The sequence below is a fragment of the Nostoc spongiaeforme FACHB-130 genome, from assembly GCF_014698475.1.
GTDB lineage: Bacteria > Cyanobacteriota > Cyanobacteriia > Cyanobacteriales > Nostocaceae > Nostoc_B > Nostoc_B spongiaeforme.
Window position 1 is genome coordinate 1 of sequence record NZ_JACJTB010000042.1, and the last position, 17,067, is coordinate 17,067.

General features: G+C 42.3%; 15 protein-coding genes. 9 read left to right on the plus strand and 6 right to left on the minus strand.

Features of this window, described 5'->3' with window-relative positions:
• Positions 1–219: 219 nt before the first annotated feature.
• Positions 220–1,095 carry a M48 family metallopeptidase gene (locus tag H6G74_RS24040; protein WP_190970045.1) on the plus strand — a complete coding sequence of 292 codons (876 nt, stop codon included), beginning with the start codon at positions 220–222 and terminating at the stop codon, positions 1,093–1,095.
• A 185-nt stretch (positions 1,096–1,280) separates the two neighbouring features.
• On the opposite strand, the gene H6G74_RS24045 is transcribed toward H6G74_RS24040, so the two are convergent.
• Positions 1,281–2,699, minus strand: a complete 1,419-nt coding sequence (locus H6G74_RS24045; RefSeq protein ID WP_190970046.1) for a DUF3370 domain-containing protein — start codon at positions 2,697–2,699, stop codon at positions 1,281–1,283.
• A 161-nt stretch (positions 2,700–2,860) separates the two neighbouring features.
• On the opposite strand from H6G74_RS24045, the gene H6G74_RS24050 reads away from it, so the two are divergent.
• From H6G74_RS24050 to H6G74_RS24075, 6 genes are all read left to right on the plus strand, one after another.
• The gene (locus H6G74_RS24050; protein ID WP_190970047.1) at positions 2,861–5,107 is read left to right on the plus strand and encodes an ATP-binding protein; all 2,247 of its coding nucleotides are present in this window, start codon (positions 2,861–2,863) and stop codon (positions 5,105–5,107) included.
• 276 nt (positions 5,108–5,383) lie between these two features.
• Positions 5,384–5,833 carry a response regulator gene (locus tag H6G74_RS24055; protein WP_190970048.1) on the plus strand — a complete coding sequence of 150 codons (450 nt, stop codon included), beginning with the start codon at positions 5,384–5,386 and terminating at the stop codon, positions 5,831–5,833.
• A gap of 2 nt (positions 5,834–5,835) precedes the next feature.
• On the plus strand, positions 5,836–9,999 hold the full coding sequence (locus H6G74_RS24060; protein ID WP_190970049.1) for a PAS domain-containing protein: 4,164 nt from the start codon (positions 5,836–5,838) through the stop codon (positions 9,997–9,999).
• A 272-nt stretch (positions 10,000–10,271) separates the two neighbouring features.
• Positions 10,272–10,658 carry a hypothetical protein gene (locus H6G74_RS24065; protein ID WP_190970050.1) on the plus strand — a complete coding sequence of 129 codons (387 nt, stop codon included), beginning with the start codon at positions 10,272–10,274 and terminating at the stop codon, positions 10,656–10,658.
• Entirely contained in the window at positions 10,658–10,990 is a 333-nt protein-coding gene (locus tag H6G74_RS24070) for a hypothetical protein (RefSeq protein ID WP_062295745.1), read from the plus strand. The genes H6G74_RS24065 and H6G74_RS24070 overlap by 1 nt, the downstream gene beginning before the upstream one ends.
• 143 nt (positions 10,991–11,133) lie before the next feature.
• Entirely contained in the window at positions 11,134–11,772 is a 639-nt protein-coding gene (locus H6G74_RS24075; protein ID WP_190970051.1) for a histidine phosphatase family protein, read from the plus strand.
• Positions 11,773–12,152: 380 nt separating this feature from the next.
• Here the strand turns inward: H6G74_RS24075 and H6G74_RS24080 are convergent, their stop codons facing one another.
• The 5 genes from H6G74_RS24080 to H6G74_RS24100 form a co-directional block, all read right to left on the minus strand.
• A complete protein-coding gene (locus H6G74_RS24080) occupies positions 12,153–12,584 on the minus strand; it encodes an NUDIX hydrolase (protein ID WP_190970052.1) in 432 nt (143 codons plus the stop codon).
• Between the two features lie 8 nt (positions 12,585–12,592).
• Positions 12,593–13,045 (minus strand): DUF3531 family protein, encoded by a 453-nt coding sequence (locus H6G74_RS24085; RefSeq protein ID WP_190970053.1) that lies wholly within the window; start codon positions 13,043–13,045, stop codon positions 12,593–12,595.
• 126 nt (positions 13,046–13,171) lie between these two features.
• A complete protein-coding gene (locus H6G74_RS24090) occupies positions 13,172–14,098 on the minus strand; it encodes a Sll0314/Alr1548 family TPR repeat-containing protein (RefSeq protein WP_190970054.1) in 927 nt (308 codons plus the stop codon).
• A gap of 158 nt (positions 14,099–14,256) precedes the next feature.
• Entirely contained in the window at positions 14,257–14,688 is a 432-nt protein-coding gene (locus H6G74_RS24095; RefSeq protein ID WP_190970055.1) for an SRPBCC family protein, read from the minus strand.
• A 25-nt stretch (positions 14,689–14,713) separates the two neighbouring features.
• Positions 14,714–15,148, minus strand: coding sequence for a YdhR family protein (locus H6G74_RS24100; RefSeq protein ID WP_190970056.1), 435 nt, complete (start codon positions 15,146–15,148; stop codon positions 14,714–14,716).
• 171 nt (positions 15,149–15,319) lie between these two features.
• On the opposite strand from H6G74_RS24100, the gene H6G74_RS24105 reads away from it, so the two are divergent.
• Together H6G74_RS24105 and mtnA are read left to right on the plus strand one after the other, a co-directional pair.
• On the plus strand, positions 15,320–15,943 hold the full coding sequence (locus H6G74_RS24105; protein ID WP_190970057.1) for a TetR/AcrR family transcriptional regulator: 624 nt from the start codon (positions 15,320–15,322) through the stop codon (positions 15,941–15,943).
• Positions 15,944–15,995: 52 nt separating this feature from the next.
• Positions 15,996–17,060, plus strand: coding sequence for an S-methyl-5-thioribose-1-phosphate isomerase (mtnA, locus tag H6G74_RS24110; protein WP_190970058.1), 1,065 nt, complete (start codon positions 15,996–15,998; stop codon positions 17,058–17,060).
• The last annotated feature ends 7 nt before the right edge of the window (positions 17,061–17,067 follow it).

Here is a 17,067-nt window from a genome sequence, read left to right on the forward strand (position 1 = left end):
GAGGTACTCATTTTTTAGCATTTGAGCCTCTGTTTCACTCTATGATTCTGCTTTTATTTTCTGTCGAGAGTGATTGACTACTCACACCTTTGTAAAAAACCTACACCTGTCAGCCACTCTTCCCCCCTTCTTCCACTGAATGAATCGTTATACTAGCTTGTGGATGGCTGTTAAATTAGCAGCCAAATTTTTACAGTCTTTTTTCAAGCTGGCTATATCATGTCATTCATCAAAACCCCGCTAATTGGTTTAAAAGCTGACTCCTTTCGTCATCCCTTAGACTTGGAATCTACCAAAGCTCTCAAACAAATACCTGGTATTGATTTGATGGTGCGAAATTGGCTGGGGCCAATGGCGGAGCAGATTTTTTATGTAGAAAATATTGCTTCTAGTGTTTTAGTCAGTGAAAATCAACTGCCAGATTTACATAAATTATTATTAGAAGCTTGCAAAGTTTTAGATATTGAACCGCCGCAATTATACGTCCGACAACATCCAGCACCCAACGCTTATACTTTTGCGATGCGGGGTAAACAGCCTTTTGTGGTGCTGCATACTTCGTTGATAGATATCCTCACCCCAGAAGAAATTCAGGCGGTAATTGCCCATGAGTTAGGGCATCTTAAATGCGACCATAGTGTTTATTTAACGCCTGTAAATTTACTGGTATTAGCGGCAGCAATTGTGCCGAATGTGGGGAATTTTTTGGCGCAAGCCATCCAAACACAACTTTTAGAATGGTTACGCTGTGCTGAGTTTACTTGCGATCGCGCCGCTTTACTAGCCACCCAAAACCCCAAGGTGGTCATGTCTGTACTCATGAAACTTGCTGGTGGTTCGCCTACACTTGCACCACAACTCAACCTTGATGCCTTTGTTGCCCAAGCCCGTGCTTATGATGAAATTAGTAAAACAGAATTGGGCGAAATGGTGAAAGCCTCCCGCACAGCCCAATTAAGCCATCCTGTACCAGTGTTACGCGCCAGAGAAATTGACCGTTGGGCGAGTAGTCAAGAATATCAAACTTTACTGCAAACTCATGGGTTGAAAAATTCTGGTGAAGTATCAACAAAAGGCGGTTGGCGGAACTGGTAAATTGTCATTCAAAGGGAGTAGCGAGTGGGGAGAAGGGGTGTGGGAAGTGTGGGAGGGGTGGGAGGTGTGGGAGGATGGTGAAGAAATCTTTCCCCCCACACTCCCCTCTCTCCCCACACTTCCCCCTCTCTCTATACTCCCCTCTCCCCAAACGTGAGAAATTCGGGGATGAGTAATTTTGATTACTACTCTAAAGTTCGGACAGTCAAAACCTGCGGTGGTGTTGAGTCTGGTGGGTAAATTACGTCTACTTGTAGATTTCTTTGGCTGGCGGGTGGGAGAACAAATTGTACCAATGGTTCTAAAACCTGGCCAGTTCTGTGCCATAAATGCACATACCGCGTTTTCTTTTGTCCTTGGTCATCAACATAACGCAGTCGCACTGTACCCCGAAAGAAGGGAAAATCAAGTGATGGTTTGCGGAAACGCACGCCCTTTTGAGATAACTTGTCTTCTTTTAAAGGTGTTTCTAGGGTGACGGTGACTTTTTGAGTTTGCTTTGTCTGATTTTTTAACGGCAAACTCAGGTTATATTCCACCCCATAATTACCGTGCGCTTCGTAGGCGGTATCAGGGTAGCGCACCAACATTTTAGCGGTTTGGATTTGGTCAGTACCCAATCGACCTCCCCGGAGAGTAACTAAAGGATAAGAAATACCTTTACCGCGTTCAGAAATAGTTAAATACTGGGCTTTGGGGTTATCTACCAAGTTAGCTTGCCATTGGGAACCTTGAGAAACACCAGCCACACGTCCGTAAATGAGTGAACCACTGGTAGCATTGGGTGGGGTTGGGGTTTTATCTCTCGGCCCGGCAAAACTGCCATTGTTTAATAAAGCTTGCCATTCGCTTAAAGTTGGCGCACGGTCAGAATTATCGGCATTTTTTTTAGCAAACATCGCCAAACTAGCCGCATATACTTTACCGCTACTCTGCAAACGCAAAAAACTAGAACGACCATTCACAGGCTTGGCTAAATTTCTCACAGGAATTGGATGATTTAATAACATCCGGCTACCACCAGGAGGAATGACAAACTTGGCGGGGAAATCTGCTTGACGCACACCGCGCAACACATCACTGACAGCCCTCGCCCCTGGCCCAGAATAAACCTTGCCATCATTATTTTCTAGGTAAGGCGCTAAGGTCACAAAGGGCGCATCCTGCATTAAATAACTTGCGCCCTGCAAGACATTAACTGTCACAGGTTTTTTACTGGGGTTGTGGAGTATGACACCGATATATAGGGTTTGTAAATCTTTGGGAGTGTGGGTGTAATGATGGGCAAATAAATCAAAGCGTCCCTGAAAGGGAAAATTGAGGTGGGCGGCGGGGACTTTTTTATTATTAGTGGGAAAGGTAGAAAGTAAAATTCCTTCATTTTTAATCCATTCGGGGCTGTTACTGTTAAACACCGGGATGGTATCTAACTTACCGGGTAAGGCGCGGACTTCTCCTGGTTGGATGATTTCTTGGGGGGCTGGTTTGGGGGAAGTTTGAGCGACAACTGCGGAATTATTTTTATCAGTTGTACAGCCGGCTGCTTGAATAATAGCCAGTCCAAATAAAAGTGTGAATATTGGTAATGCTAGTTTCTGGGTCATAAATTCAGGAAATGGAAGTGTTGACGATATTTCTGCTAACTACAACGTGAGTTCAACGAATTAATGCAAAATCCAAAATCTAAAATCTAAAATCTAAAATTACAATAAGGGAGATTACGGAGATCAGTTACGGGCAGTGGCTGGAGTTGGGTGGTTAGTGTATGGCTGATGAAATAATAGATTTAACAAATTGCGATCGCGAGCCGATTCACATTCCAGGTTTAATTCAGCCTCACGGAGTTTTGCTGGTTTTGCAAGATGCTCACCTCGAAATTATCCAAGTTAGTGATAACACTGAAAAAATTATTGGTCATCCACCAGATGCACTTTTAGGCAAACATTTATCAGTTTTATTTGATACCAAGCAAATTCAAAAAATTCAGCAATGCCTCACCGCAGATTTCGAGACAATTAATCCCTTGGATTTATCAATTAAACATGGCAATAAATCGCGGTATTTTGATGGCATTGTCCACCGCTCAGATACAGTGATTCTTTTGGAACTAGAGCCGAAAAAAGTTAAACAAAAAGCTGATTTTGTTGATTTTTATCATCAGGTAAAAGGTACAATTACCCGGATGCAAAAAGCCGCCACACTGCGAGAAATGTCCCAAGTTGTTGTCCAAGAAATACGGCGGATTACTGGCTTTGAGCGAGTGATGGTTTATCAATTTGATGCAGAAGGTGCAGGCTGTGTGATTGCCGAAGATACAAACCTGGAAATTCCTTATCTAGATTTACACTACCCGTCTTCGGATATTCCCAAGCAAGCGCGACATCTTTACACTCTCAATTGGCTACGGCTGATTCCTGATGCCAACTACCAACCTGCGTCGTTAATTCCTCACAATAATCCTCTGACAAATCAACCACTCAATTTAAGTTTGTCAGTCTTACGGAGTGTGTCTCCAATTCATTTGGAGTACTTACACAATATGAATGTGACAGCTTCGATGTCTATTTCGCTGTTGCAAAATCAACAGCTTTGGGGATTAATTGCCTGCCATCATTCATCACCTAAATATATTCCTTACAACATCCGTACCATTTGTGAATTTATTGGACAGGTGATGTCTGTGGAACTGGCGAACAAAGAAGCCAGTGAAGATATTGATTACAAAATGCAGTTGAAGTCCTTACAAACTCAATTTGTGGAGGCTTTGTCCCAGTCTAAGTATTTTTTGAATGGGATGGTGCAGTTACAATCTCAATTACTGAATTTGGTAAATGCTACAGGGGCAGTAATTTGCAGTGGTAATCAATTTATCTCTGTGGGTGAAGTGCCATCGGAGGCAGAGGTAAATGCTTTACTGAACTGGACGAAACCACGGCTACATCATAGTTTATTTGCCACGCGATCGCTCTCTCAAGATTATCCCCAAGGTGAATCATTCCGCGCGATCGCTAGTGGTGTGTTAGCTTTGGAAATTTCACGAGTACAGCACAATTACCTGATTTGGTTTCGCCCAGAGGTGATCGAAACTGTCAACTGGGGTGGCAATCCGCATAAACCTGTGGAAGTATTATCTGATGGCAGTTGGCGAATGTCGCCGCGCAAATCTTTCGAGTTATGGCAAGAAACAGTGTGGGGTTGCGCTTTGCCCTGGAAACCCAGCGAAATTGCCGCCGTCACCGAACTGCGGAGTTTGATTGTGGGGATTGTCTTACGACAAGCGGATGAACTCGCCTCCATGAATTTTGAATTACGCCGCAGCAACGAAGAACTTGATTCTTTTGCTTATATTGCTTCCCACGATTTGAAAGAACCCCTACGCGGGATTCACAACTACGCTAACTTCTTAATGGAAGATTATGCCGAGACGCTGAAGGATGATGGGGTGGCGAAATTGCAAACCCTGGTGCGCTTAACCCAGCGTATGGAAGATTTAATTAATTCCCTGCTGCATTTCTCCCGTTTGGGACGCGCAGAAATTATGCGGCAAACAGTCAACCTGAATGAGTTAGTCCAGCAGGTAATCAATACCCTCAGCATTACTCGGCCGCACAGTGAAATAGAATTTCGGCTTCCCCAAACACTGCCCAGTATAGAATGCGATCGCGCCCAGGTAAATGAATTATTCACAAACTTAATCAGCAATGCCATGAAGTACAACGATAAAGCCCAAAAATGGGTAGAAATTGGCTATATTCTCCAGCAAGACACCCCACGAAAGCCAATTTTCTATGTGCGTGATAATGGCATTGGCATTTTAGAAAAGCACCTAGACAAAATCTTTCAAATTTTTCGCCGCTTACATGGACGAGATGAGTTTGGCGGTGGAACTGGTGCTGGCTTAACCATTGCTCGCAAAATTGTAGAACGCCACGGCGGTAGAATATGGGTAGAATCTACACCAAATCAAGGTAGTACATTTTACTTTACACTAGCAGCAGAGGCAATTACTTAAACCTGGATTTCTCTCTTGTGAAAAATCCAGGGGTGTGGGAGGTGTGGGAAGTGTGGGAGGGGTGGGAGGATGGTGAAGAAATCTTTCCCCCCACACTCCCCTCTCTCCCCACACTTCCCCCTCTCGCTATACTCCCCACACTTCCCCCTCTCGCTATACTCCCCACACTTCCCCCTCTCGCTATACTCCCCACACTCCCCTCTCTCCCCACACTTCCCCCTCTCGCTATACTCCCCACACTCCCCACCCATACGTGAAAAATTCGAGTTAAAGACAATGAGAACTGCGCCCATCCCCCTGCTGTTAGTGGTGGAAGACAGCAACGAAGACTTTGAAGCCCTACAAAGATTGTTGGAGCGATCGCCCATTCAAGTGCCGATTCAGCGATGTGTCAATGGAGAGCAAGCCTTGGCTTTTCTGCATCATACTGGTAACTATAGCGACATCGGCTTTTTTCCTGGACTGATTGTCTTGGATTTAAATCTGCCGGGAACCGATGGCCGAGAAGTATTGCGCCAGATTAAGCAGGATGATAATCTAAAGACCGTTCCGGTTGTGGTATTTACCACCTCCAATAACCCCAAAGATATCGAAGATTGTTACCGCTACGGAGTCAACAGCTACATCGTTAAACCGATTAATTTTGAGCAGCTAAAACGAGATGTGCAAACGCTGATCCAATACTGGTTTGAGGTGACAACACTTCCTGAACACCTGGAGTATTAATCATGGTTCAAGCTCGGCGCAACGTCTTAATTGTCGACGATTCTCCAGAAGACCGAGAATTTTATCGGCAATGTTTGTTGCGCGATCGCGATTACTCCTACAATATTTGGGAAGCAACCTTGGGGAGCCAAGGCATAGAACTTTGCCAGCAACAACCAGATGTCATTTTACTGGATTATCGCTTGCCTGATTTGGATGGCTTAGAATTTCTCGCTCAGTTACAAGCCTCCAGCCCACAGCTTGACTTACCCGTAATTATGGTAACAGGCCAAGGCAGTGAAGCGATCGCTGTCCAAGTCATGAAAGCAGGCGCACAAGATTATCTCGTCAAAGAACACATTACCCCAGCAACTTTGCAACGAGCAGTTCAGGGAGCCATTGAAACAGTCCAGTTGCGGAATCAATTACAACAGCGCATCAAGCGAGAAAGATTACTAGCACAAATTATCCAAAAAATTCATCAATCTTTAGACTTGCAGGAAATTCTGGAAACAACAGTCACAGAAGTAAGGCAGTTTCTCCACACCGACCGAGTTGTGATTGTCCGTTGGCAGTCTGATAATAGCGGCATTGTCACCAACGAATCAGTCGGTGGAGCATGGACACCACTGTTGTCTACTTGCTTGTATGACCCTTGTTTCAAAGAATACTACACTGAATTTGCCCGTCAGGGATTAATCTCTGTCAAACCGAATATTTATGATGGCAGTCTGAATTCCTGGCACATTGAATTGTTAACAAATTTACAAGTCCAGGCCAAAATAGTCGTGCCGATTTTGCAAGACCAACAACTGTGGGGAATGCTGATTGTGCATCATTGTCAAGCCCCCCGTCAATGGCAGCCTTTAGAAATCGATTTGCTCCAAGAATTAGCCACTGCCCTAGGTATCGCCCTGCGACAGGCAGAACTTTATCAGCAAACACAACATGAATTAATTGAACGCCGACGAGTAGAAATAGAACTGCGAGAAAGTAAAGAACGGCTGCATATCACACTGTTAGCGGCTCGCATTGGCACCTGGGACTGGAATATTCAGACAGGGCTAATTTCCTGGTCAGATAACCTGGAACCTTTATTTGGGCTGCAACCAGGAGAGTTTGACGGTTCCTTTGAGATGTTTCTTGAGAGAGTGCATCCTGATGATCGCGATCGCGTTCTAACATCTGTAAATCATGCCATTGCTACAGGCGAAAACTATGAGATTGAATTTCGGGTAGTCTACCCCAATGGCACCATTCGCTGGGCATTGAGCCAAGGTAAAGTATTTTACGACCAGAACGATCAACCACTGCGAATGACGGGACTGGATATAGACATCACAGAACGCAAATATTCAGCCGAAGCTTTACACGAAAGCGAGCTAAGGTTTCGTCAACTTGCAGAAAATATTAATGCTGTCTTTTGGATAAAAGAGGTTCCTGACAATCGCGTGATTTATGTCAGTCCTGCCTATGAGCGTCTCTGGGGATTCAAAGCCCAAGATTTATATACTAATCAAAGTAACTGGGTTAATTTAATTCATCCAGAAGACAAAGAATCTGTTGCTAAGGCTTTTGAAGAAAAAGCGATCGCCAATCAATTTGATGAAGAATACCGCATCATCTTACCAAATGGCAGCATTCGTTGGGTCAGAGACCGATGCTTTGGGTTAAAAGACGAAACAGGCGAAATTTATCGCTTTACAGGTATCGCAGAAGACATCACCGCCCGCAAACAGCGCGAACTTAACAAGCAGTTTCTTACCCAACTAGATTTGCGCTTGCGCCATCTCCAAGATGCTCAAACAATGATGTCGGAAACAGTCAACAGCTTGGGACAGTACCTCAATGTCAACCGATGCACCTTGGGCAGAGTTGATTTACAACAAAGTCTTTATACTTTAGAGCGAATATGGTCTCGCAATTTTGAGAATTTTCCGATAATTCAACTAATTTCAAATTTTGCCACCTCAGAAATGCAAGCTACATTTGCTACCAATCAAGCTTTCGTTGTGCATGATATCACCAGAGATTCTCGAACAATTGCTTTTGCTCAAAATTACGCTTGTTTTCAAATTCAAGCACTTGTTTGCGTTCCCTGTATTTATCAGGGGCAGTTGGTCGCAGTATTAACTGTTTCCTCGCCAAATCCGCGAGTCTGGAGTGCTGATGAAGTTGCCCTATTGCAAGAAACTATAGTAAGTATCTGGCCATTAATTGAGCAAACAAAAGCTATACAAGCATTGCGTGAAAGTGAAGAACGCTTCCGCACTTCCGTAGAAAATATCCTAGATTGCTTGGGAATTTACTCTGCTATTAGAAACGAGCAAGGACAGATTATCGATTTTCGCACTGAATATGTGAATTATGCAGCTTGCGTCAACAATCAAATGAGCTATGAACAGCAAATTGGGCGGGGGCTGTGTGAATTATTGCCAGGACATCGAGACAGTGGCTTGTTTGATGAATACTATCAGGTAGTCGAAACCGGAAAGTCACTCGTTAAAGAAAACCTGATTTATACCGATAAATATGGGGAAAAATATTTAACCAGAGCATTTGATATCCGCGTGGCGAAATTTGGTGATGGCTTTGTTGCCACCTGGAGAGATATTACCCATCGCAAACAAGCCGAACAATCACTGCAAGATAGCGAAGAACGCTTCCGCACCCTGGCTGATAATATGTCGCAATTTGCTTGGATGGCGGACGCAAGCGGCTGGATATTTTGGTACAACAAACGCTGGTTTGATTACACAGGTACAACCCTAGAAGAAATGCAGGGATGGGGCTGGCAAAAAGTCCACCATCCTGAGCATGTGAAGCGTGTGCTAGAACACTTCCGCCACTGTTTAACAACAGGTGAGGCTTGGGAAGATACCTTTCCCCTCCGGGGTAATGATGGGCAGTATCGTTGGTTTCTATCCCGTGCTATTCCCATCCGTGATCAGCAGGGTCAAATATTACGTTGGTTTGGCACAAATACTGATGTTACAGAACAAAAGCAAGCCGAAGAAGAACGTAGTTTGCTGTTGGAAAAAGAACAACTAGCTAGAGCCGAAGCCGAACGCGCCAACCGCATCAAAGATGAATTTTTAGCCATTCTCTCTCACGAATTGCGATCGCCCCTCAACCCGATTTTAGGTTGGGCAAAACTGCTGCAAACCCGCCAATTTGATGCCGCCAAAACCGCCGAAGCTTTAGCCACCATTGAACGTAACGCTAAATTACAGTGTCAATTAATTGATGATTTGCTAGATGTGGCGAAGATTTTGCGGGGCAAACTCAACATAGATGAGGCTCCCGTAAATTTAGTATTTGTCTTAGAATCCGCCCTGGATACAGTCAGAACAGCCGCCGTCGCCAAATCAATTTTATTACATTCCACTCTGCCCCCAATTGGTCAAGTATCCGGTGATTCGGCGCGACTACAACAAATTTTCTGGAATCTGCTATCGAATGCGATTAAATTTACCCCGGCTGGTGGACGAGTAGATGTGCAATTACAGCGAGTAGATAATCAAGCACAAATTACCATCAGCGATACAGGTAAAGGCATCAAACCCGATTTTCTGCCCCATATTTTTGAATCATTCCGCCAAGAAGATGCTTCGACAACTCGTAAATATGGTGGGTTGGGATTGGGGTTAGCCATTGTGCAGTATTTGGTGGAAGCCCACGGCGGCACAATTCAGGCTGACAGCCCCGGTGAAGGACAAGGGGCGATATTCACAGTTACACTGCCCTTGTTAGCTACTAAATCACTGCAAAATCAACCTGATGAGTTATCAACACCAGAACTAAATTTAAGCGGAATTAAAGTCTTAATTGTGGATGATGAACCGGATGCGCGGGAATTAGTCACAGCCGTGCTGGAACAATACGGTGCAGAGATATTAGCTGTTACCCGTGCGGCAGAAGTTTTAGCTTCCCTGGAGTCGTTTCAACCAGATGTCTTCATCAGTGATATTGGAATGCCCGATATGGATGGCTATACACTTATCCAACAAATTCGCTCCTTACCAGCAGACAAAGGCGGAAAAATAGGTGCGATCGCGCTTTCGGCCTATGCCAGAATAGAAGACCAACAGCGTTCTTTATCTGTCGGTTTTCAACACCACATTTCTAAGCCAGTTGATTTAGATAAATTAATAGAAACCGTCTCCGAACTCGCTCATAAATCTTAAGTTAACCAAACAGATTTAGCCTCTAAAATTTACGTATTCTGCTTTACGCTATGGCATTCCTACATCATTCGTGAACTTTTTTCTTCTCTTTGTTCTCTTTCTTTGTGTCCTACCCTTCGGGAAGCCGCTATCGCGTCTATGCGTTCTTTGCGGTTAGTTAAAAAGAATATTTTTTCATAACTCAGACAGGATTGCTACAATCACACTTCAATTATCTATAATTATCAGCTATATTAAACTCAGTTTCGTATTCTGATTCAAGCATTAATTAAATGGAAATACTCATTGAATCAACTAAAGAATTTGAAAAAGACTTGGAAAAATTTAACAATAGAGAAAAATTTAAAATTGTTAAGAAATTAAATCGGTATGTTGACCTAATTTCCAAAAATAGAAATTTACTAGAAAATCAAGCATTTAAACTAAAAAATATTAAATTTAATACTGAGTATGATTCTTCCCTTTATGCCTTAATAATCGATAAAGAGATAAGAATTATACTTACCATAGATGATGATCCGATTTTTGATACAACAGTCATCACTTTATTTAGAGTTGTCAGTACAGAAGATGCTACCCAAGCATATAATTCCGTAGCTGAGTATCTCTATCAAGATTTTAGTATGCAAAATCAAGAAGTTGAGGTTCACTCTAGCTGATGCCACAGATTAAACCACTTTTTGATGAGCATGGTGTAATTTATGAAGCTATGAAAATCTTGCCTGATGAATTAAAAATTGATTTTCTCGAAGCCTTAGCAGAATTAGAAGATAATGAATGTCACCGGACTAGAACTTTTCCTAAAACTAGACTGCGAAAAGTTAAAGGTATTAAACAAGCAATTTACCGTGCTGATATCGATAAATTATCTGGATGGCGGATTCATCTGCAATATATTGAAGGCAAAATTCATTTAAATGACATTATTGAAGGGCAACGTCATGATGATGTGATTGAAGTGATTAAATCTAAAAAACATCGATATGAGTAGATATTAGGAGGAGGCAGAAGACAAGATTGTATTTGATTGACTTTTTTGGCTGATTACTTTGTCCTGATGTTACAGACTCAATTGTGAGATTGATGGTATTTTATTTTTACACAAACTCTTTTATCTCAATTGCAATATAAGTTATGACACTCAATTTATATTTACTGCGACATGGCGAAACTACTTTTAGTCAAAGTGGGAATTTCTGCGGTGAAACTGATGCCGAATTGACAGAAGAAGGAAGACAGATGGCAGAAAGTTTTGCCAATGTTTATCAGAAATTGAAGTGGGAAGCGGTTTATGTTAGCCCAATGAAGCGCACAATTGCAACTGCCAAACCATTTTGTGATGCTACTGGTATGGATATGCAGTTGCGTGATGGACTGAGAGAAGGTAGTTATGGCGAATGGGAAGCTAAGAGTAAATCTTTTGCTCAAGAAAATTATGCCCAAAACTATGTAAAATGGCTGACAGAACCTGCTTGGAATGCACCCAAAGGTGGCGAAACAGCAGTAGATATTGCGAACCGTTCTATGCCTGTAATTGCGGAAATTCAAGAAAAGCATCCCGAAGGTAATGTGTTAGTAGTTTCTCATAAAGCTACGATTCGGATTCTGCTTTGCAGTTTACTGGGAATTGATTTGGGACGCTATCGCTATCGGGTGAATATTTTGGTTGCGTCGGTAAGTATGGTGAAATTTGATGTTCATGGGCCATTGTTAGAAATATTAGGCGATCGCCATCACATACCAGATCATCTCCGCTCTCGTCCAGGAACGTAAATTGCCACAAATGTAAATTGTTAAAGTAACGAAACCCAACAAAGTCTAGATGATGTTGGGTTTTGCGATCACTTGTAACTACTCTCGAAAAAATATTGGCTTTATAAATCAATACGGTTCAGTTAAGGTGATGAGAGTTGATTTCTCAATTTCTGCTTTACCCATCAGACAATGAGCAAGATTTGGGGGAGAATCCCCCAATCCCCCGATTGGGAGACGGTTGCGTCCCCCAAACCCCCTCCAAAATCATTTTTTCGTTTTTTGTTTTTCTTAACTGAACCGTATTGGGCTATATATAGCAGTAGTCAGAGATGTGAGGAAAATTTCAAAGCTTGAATATCAGGAATAGTAAGACTATTACTCCTGCCTCCTGCCTTCTGCTATAAATAATTAAAAAATTCCTCTGGAACTAACCGCAGTTCGCCAGATTTGCAACGGGCAATATCTACCCACAATGCCCGATGATGATGGGTTCCTGATTCCGAAAAGATTAAACTTTCTAGTTGATAAAACTTAGAATCAGCAAAATCGCATTGATAAAGTTGAATGATTTCATGCCCTTGCCGATTGTTATAGATAAATAAGTTTTCAATACAGCCCAAATAGCGAATATTAGTTAACTCAGCTTGAATTTCTTCTTGAAATTCTCGCTGTAAAGCTGCATGACTAGTTTCACCAAAATCAACGCCACCACCCAAGGCGCGATAAAATATTGAATGCTTTGCTGGGTCATAGCCTTCAGAAACAAAAATGCGTTCGCCATCCCGAATTAGTCCTAAAGCTATGACCCGAATTTCCCCTGATTTACTCATTCTTGTTACTAATTATCGTATATGGAGTAAGAACGGCTTTCGCTATCTTCTACAGGCCAATCTTCATTTTCGCCGCCAATATACAATTGTTCAATAGTGACATATTCTTCACTCAGCTGGGTGAGGGCATTGATGAGAATATCTAAAGCGATCGCATCACTAGTTCCCAAGTCGAACCAACAACGCGCCCATTGTCCTTCATACTCAATCTCACCCATGTTGTGCATCAAGGCTAACAAGCTTTTGTCGTAGCCTTGTGCATCATAATCCATATAGCTAATTTCTAGCCCTGTTTCTTGGACTTGTAGATTTTCAGCATTAAACGCGCCCAACTTACCCAAGTAAAACCAGGAATTAAAAACTTCTTCTATATATTCTTTTTCCCGTTGCGAAGGAATGGTACTAAACTGCAACCAAATCCAGACATCAAACGGATTAAATTCACGAAACTGAATGTACATTCAACTATCTCAATTACTGTCGTTCAAAATAAGCATATCAAAGTAGGGAGTAGAGGTTAGAGGTTGGAGGTTGGAGGCTAAGTCTGTAACAATATTCTTTAGTCCCTAGCCCCTAGTCCCTAGCCCCTAATTCTTCAACTGATTAACTGCACTATTGCGTTCCCGCTCAATTTGTTTGACTAAACTAGCGGGTAATTGGGATTTTTTGGTCAAAGCTTTGTCAAAATTGGCGATCGCATCTCGCAGCAACTCTTGACTTTTTTCGCGTCTTCCCTTTTCCTTGAGAATTTGGGCTTTGAGATAATACAACTCTGGGTTATCTGGTGCGCCTTGAATCGCTTGATTGGCATAATCTAAGGCTTGAGTGTATTGTTTCAAATCTCGGTAGCCGATCGCAATGCCTCGGTCTGCCAAATATCTCGGTGCTGCACTTGTCTCTAACCGCCCAATCGCTTCATCAGGATTGGCAAAGGGTAAGTTAACAGAGAGCATCAAATCCATATAGCCTCTGAGTAAATTCAGTTCGGGATCTTTTGGCGAAATCGCTTCGGCTTTATCTAAATATTCATAAACTTGGCGCAACCGACCTAAAGCTTGAGTCGCACCTTTCGCCGCACCTTCCCGCGTCACAATTACCGCACCTTCAAAGAAATGCCCAACGGCGGTATATATGTTACCACGCAAAGGGTCATTAGCAACTAATTTCTGCCCAGCGTCTAAAATTTGCTGGCTGTATTTATCTAAACCTGTGAAATCTCCCTTGGCATAAGCTAACGATGCTTGCATTGCATAAGCTAAAGGTTCATTTGGTTCTTTTGCTAAAGCTTCTTTGAGGTGACGTTCGGCTTCGGGATAATTACCTTGTTGGAAAACAGCTTTAAAAGCGGCTTCTGTATGATCGCCAATTTGATGTGCTTGGTTGCGACCAAAGGGGTCGCCAGCCAAAGAAGGCGTTACCCAAAGATGAAATGCGATCGCAGCCGTAAAACTTACCTGGGCAACTTTAGTTAATTTAGTAAAAACTATTTGTGCAGTGGGAAATGGTTGAGTCATCAGCACCCTCAGAATATGTAGGTGGAAAATAGCTTTGTATACTATCTATAATGCAAAATTCTGCACTAACTATTTTGTCTTAATTGACAACTCTTAGGTTCCCTTGACCAATAATTTATGGTGAGCAACTATTCTGATAAGTACGGTGTTTGATAAAGTTAGCAATTCTTGGATGACTGTCTTAATTCGGCAATTTGCTTTACATTCTGCATAACGCTCGGTAATACTGCTTGAAATTGTCGCCCTAAGATTTGACCAAATAAAAAAGCCAGCAATCCTTGAAATGTTATTTCATGAGTAAAATATGTGCCATCTGATTGAACATTAAGATAGCGATGTACATTTAAACTACACAATGGCAAGTTAATTGTAAAAGTATAACTTTTGCCTGGAATTAATTGTGAGATTTTAAATGTTGAAACTCGTCCTTGTTTTGGCGTAAGTTTACCTCTGGCTCCCAGTGCAAAGGGACTTTCTAAATAAGCATCAGACAATTCTGTATCCCATTTTGACCAATGCTCTACATCTGTCCAAATTGACCAGATTTTTTCGGGTGAAGCTGATGTTTTCAGAGTATGACTAAATTTCATCGTTAATTTTCCTACCCATTTTTTACTAAATTGGGCCTCGCGTAATAGCAGTAGGCTCTTGGAGAATCTCAAATTTTTTAACCCCAATATTGCCCACTGTGGGATTATTCCCCATACCAACAAAAAAAACATTATCGAGATAATTGTTTAATGCAATTTCATTTTCAAATAAGTAATAGCCATTGGCTTCTCGATTTATCTCATCAATTGACCAAATTTTCCATCTCAATCCTTGGACAGCAGCAAGACGAGGCGCATGTTCGAGCATCTGCTGTTTAAATTCAGCAGTGGATGTTTTATATTTGAAGTTGATTTGTAAAATACGCATAGAATTTGTTATTGTTTGTGCCATTGCTTGATCATTTGATTGCGGTTTTATCCAAGGGCTAGTGTTACCTAGCAGCCATCCGGTGATTGCAGATATAGCGATCGCCATAAAAAAGAGAATCTTCTGATTCATAAAATTTGGGATTTTCAATTGTGCAGAAATTTGAGCTATTGCTTTCAGTCTTTCCTATAAGAAAAGACTGTTTTGCTATGAATTCTGGACACTCAATTAGTCAATCAGTAATATATTGACACTGCCAATATAAAACTAAAATATTGGCAGTGTCAATATAAAAAGAAAAATATGGCTCAATATCATCATGGAAACTTACGCAATACTCTGCTGGCGATCGCCATAGAACTGTTAGCGGAGGATGGGGTTGAGGCGCTGAGTTTACGCAAAATGGCGCAGAAAGCCGGAGTCAGTCACAATGCGCCTTATATGCACTTTGCCGATAAAGAAGCTGTACTGGCGGCGATCGCCCAAGAAGGCTTTCGTCTGCTGACAGTTAACGTAGAATCTGCCATATCTCAAGCTGATAACAGTACTCGTCAAAAGTTAATTGCAGCCAGTCAGGCTTATGTCAAATTTGCCATCAATCATGCCAATCATGTGCAAATCATGTTTCGTCCTGTAGATGTAGCCCAATATCCCAACTTAGAAGAAGTTGCCCAAGCCTCACTCAACCAATTATTTGAGCTGGTAAAAGCTGGTCAAGAAAATGGAGAACTGATTGCTGGCGATACTTACGAAATCACAAAAGCAATCTGGGCGATGGTGCATGGAGTAGCAATTCTGTCCATTGCTTACCAAACTACTAATCTATTCTCAGAAAAAACTTCTAGAAGAGATGTTGTATCAGTATTTGTCAATTTATTATTAGATGGAATTGCCGTATATAGCATTTCTGACAATCGCAGTTTTTAAATTTTCACACCTTTGCGATCGCCTACTTCACTTTTTCAACCTAAGCTGTTTTATGAAAAACCCTGCAAACCAAGTTTATCCAGTTATTTGGCACAATGATTCCGTATCACTCATTGACCAAACCCGTTTACCTAATGAATACGCCTTTGTGGAAATTCATCGTAGTGAAGATATGGCACGGGCGATTAAAACGATGATTGTACGGGGTGCGCCGGCTATTGGGGTGGCTGCGGCTTACGGGATGTATCTGGGGGCGAGAGAAATTATCACCAAGGAACGCACTGAATTTTTAACCCAGCTAGAAAATATCGCGCAATTATTAGGCTCTACTCGTCCCACGGCGGTAAACTTATTCTGGGCAATTAGTCGGATGTTAAAAACTGCCCACACCACTGAGGGAAGCGTCGAAGATATCAAACAAGTTTTATTCCAAACCGCCCAAGCCATTAATGCAGAAGATTTGCAAACTTGTCAGGCGATTGGTGATCATGGTTTAACTGTATTGCCGAAAACACCCGAAAAGCTAACTTTACTGACTCACTGCAATGCAGGCGCGTTAGCAACTGCGGGTTATGGTACAGCTTTGGGTGTGGTGCGTTCTGCTTGGCGCGAAGGGCGTTTAGAAAAGCTGTTTGCTGACGAAACTCGTCCCCGCTTGCAAGGTGCAAAACTCACAGCTTGGGAATGTGTACAGGAAAATATACCTGTGACATTAATTACAGATAACATGGCCGCCCATTGTATGCAGAGGCGTTTAATTCACGCTGTTGTTGTTGGTGCTGATCGCATTGCGGCTAATGGTGACACAGCCAATAAAATTGGTACCTATAGTTTAGCGATCGTGGCTAAAGCTCACAATGTACCATTTTTTGTCGCTGCGCCTTTTTCCACCGTTGATTTTGCCTTATCTAATGGTAGTCAAATCCCTATAGAAGAACGTCACCCAGAGGAAATTTATCAAGTTGGAGATACCAGACTCACCCCAGAAGGCGTAGATTTTTACAATCCAGCTTTTGATGTCACCCCAGCCGAGTTAATTACAGCCATCATTACAGAAAATGGAGCATTTGCATCTGGTGATTTAGCAAAGTACCAGTTAAAACAGTGTGTTAACTAACTATCAT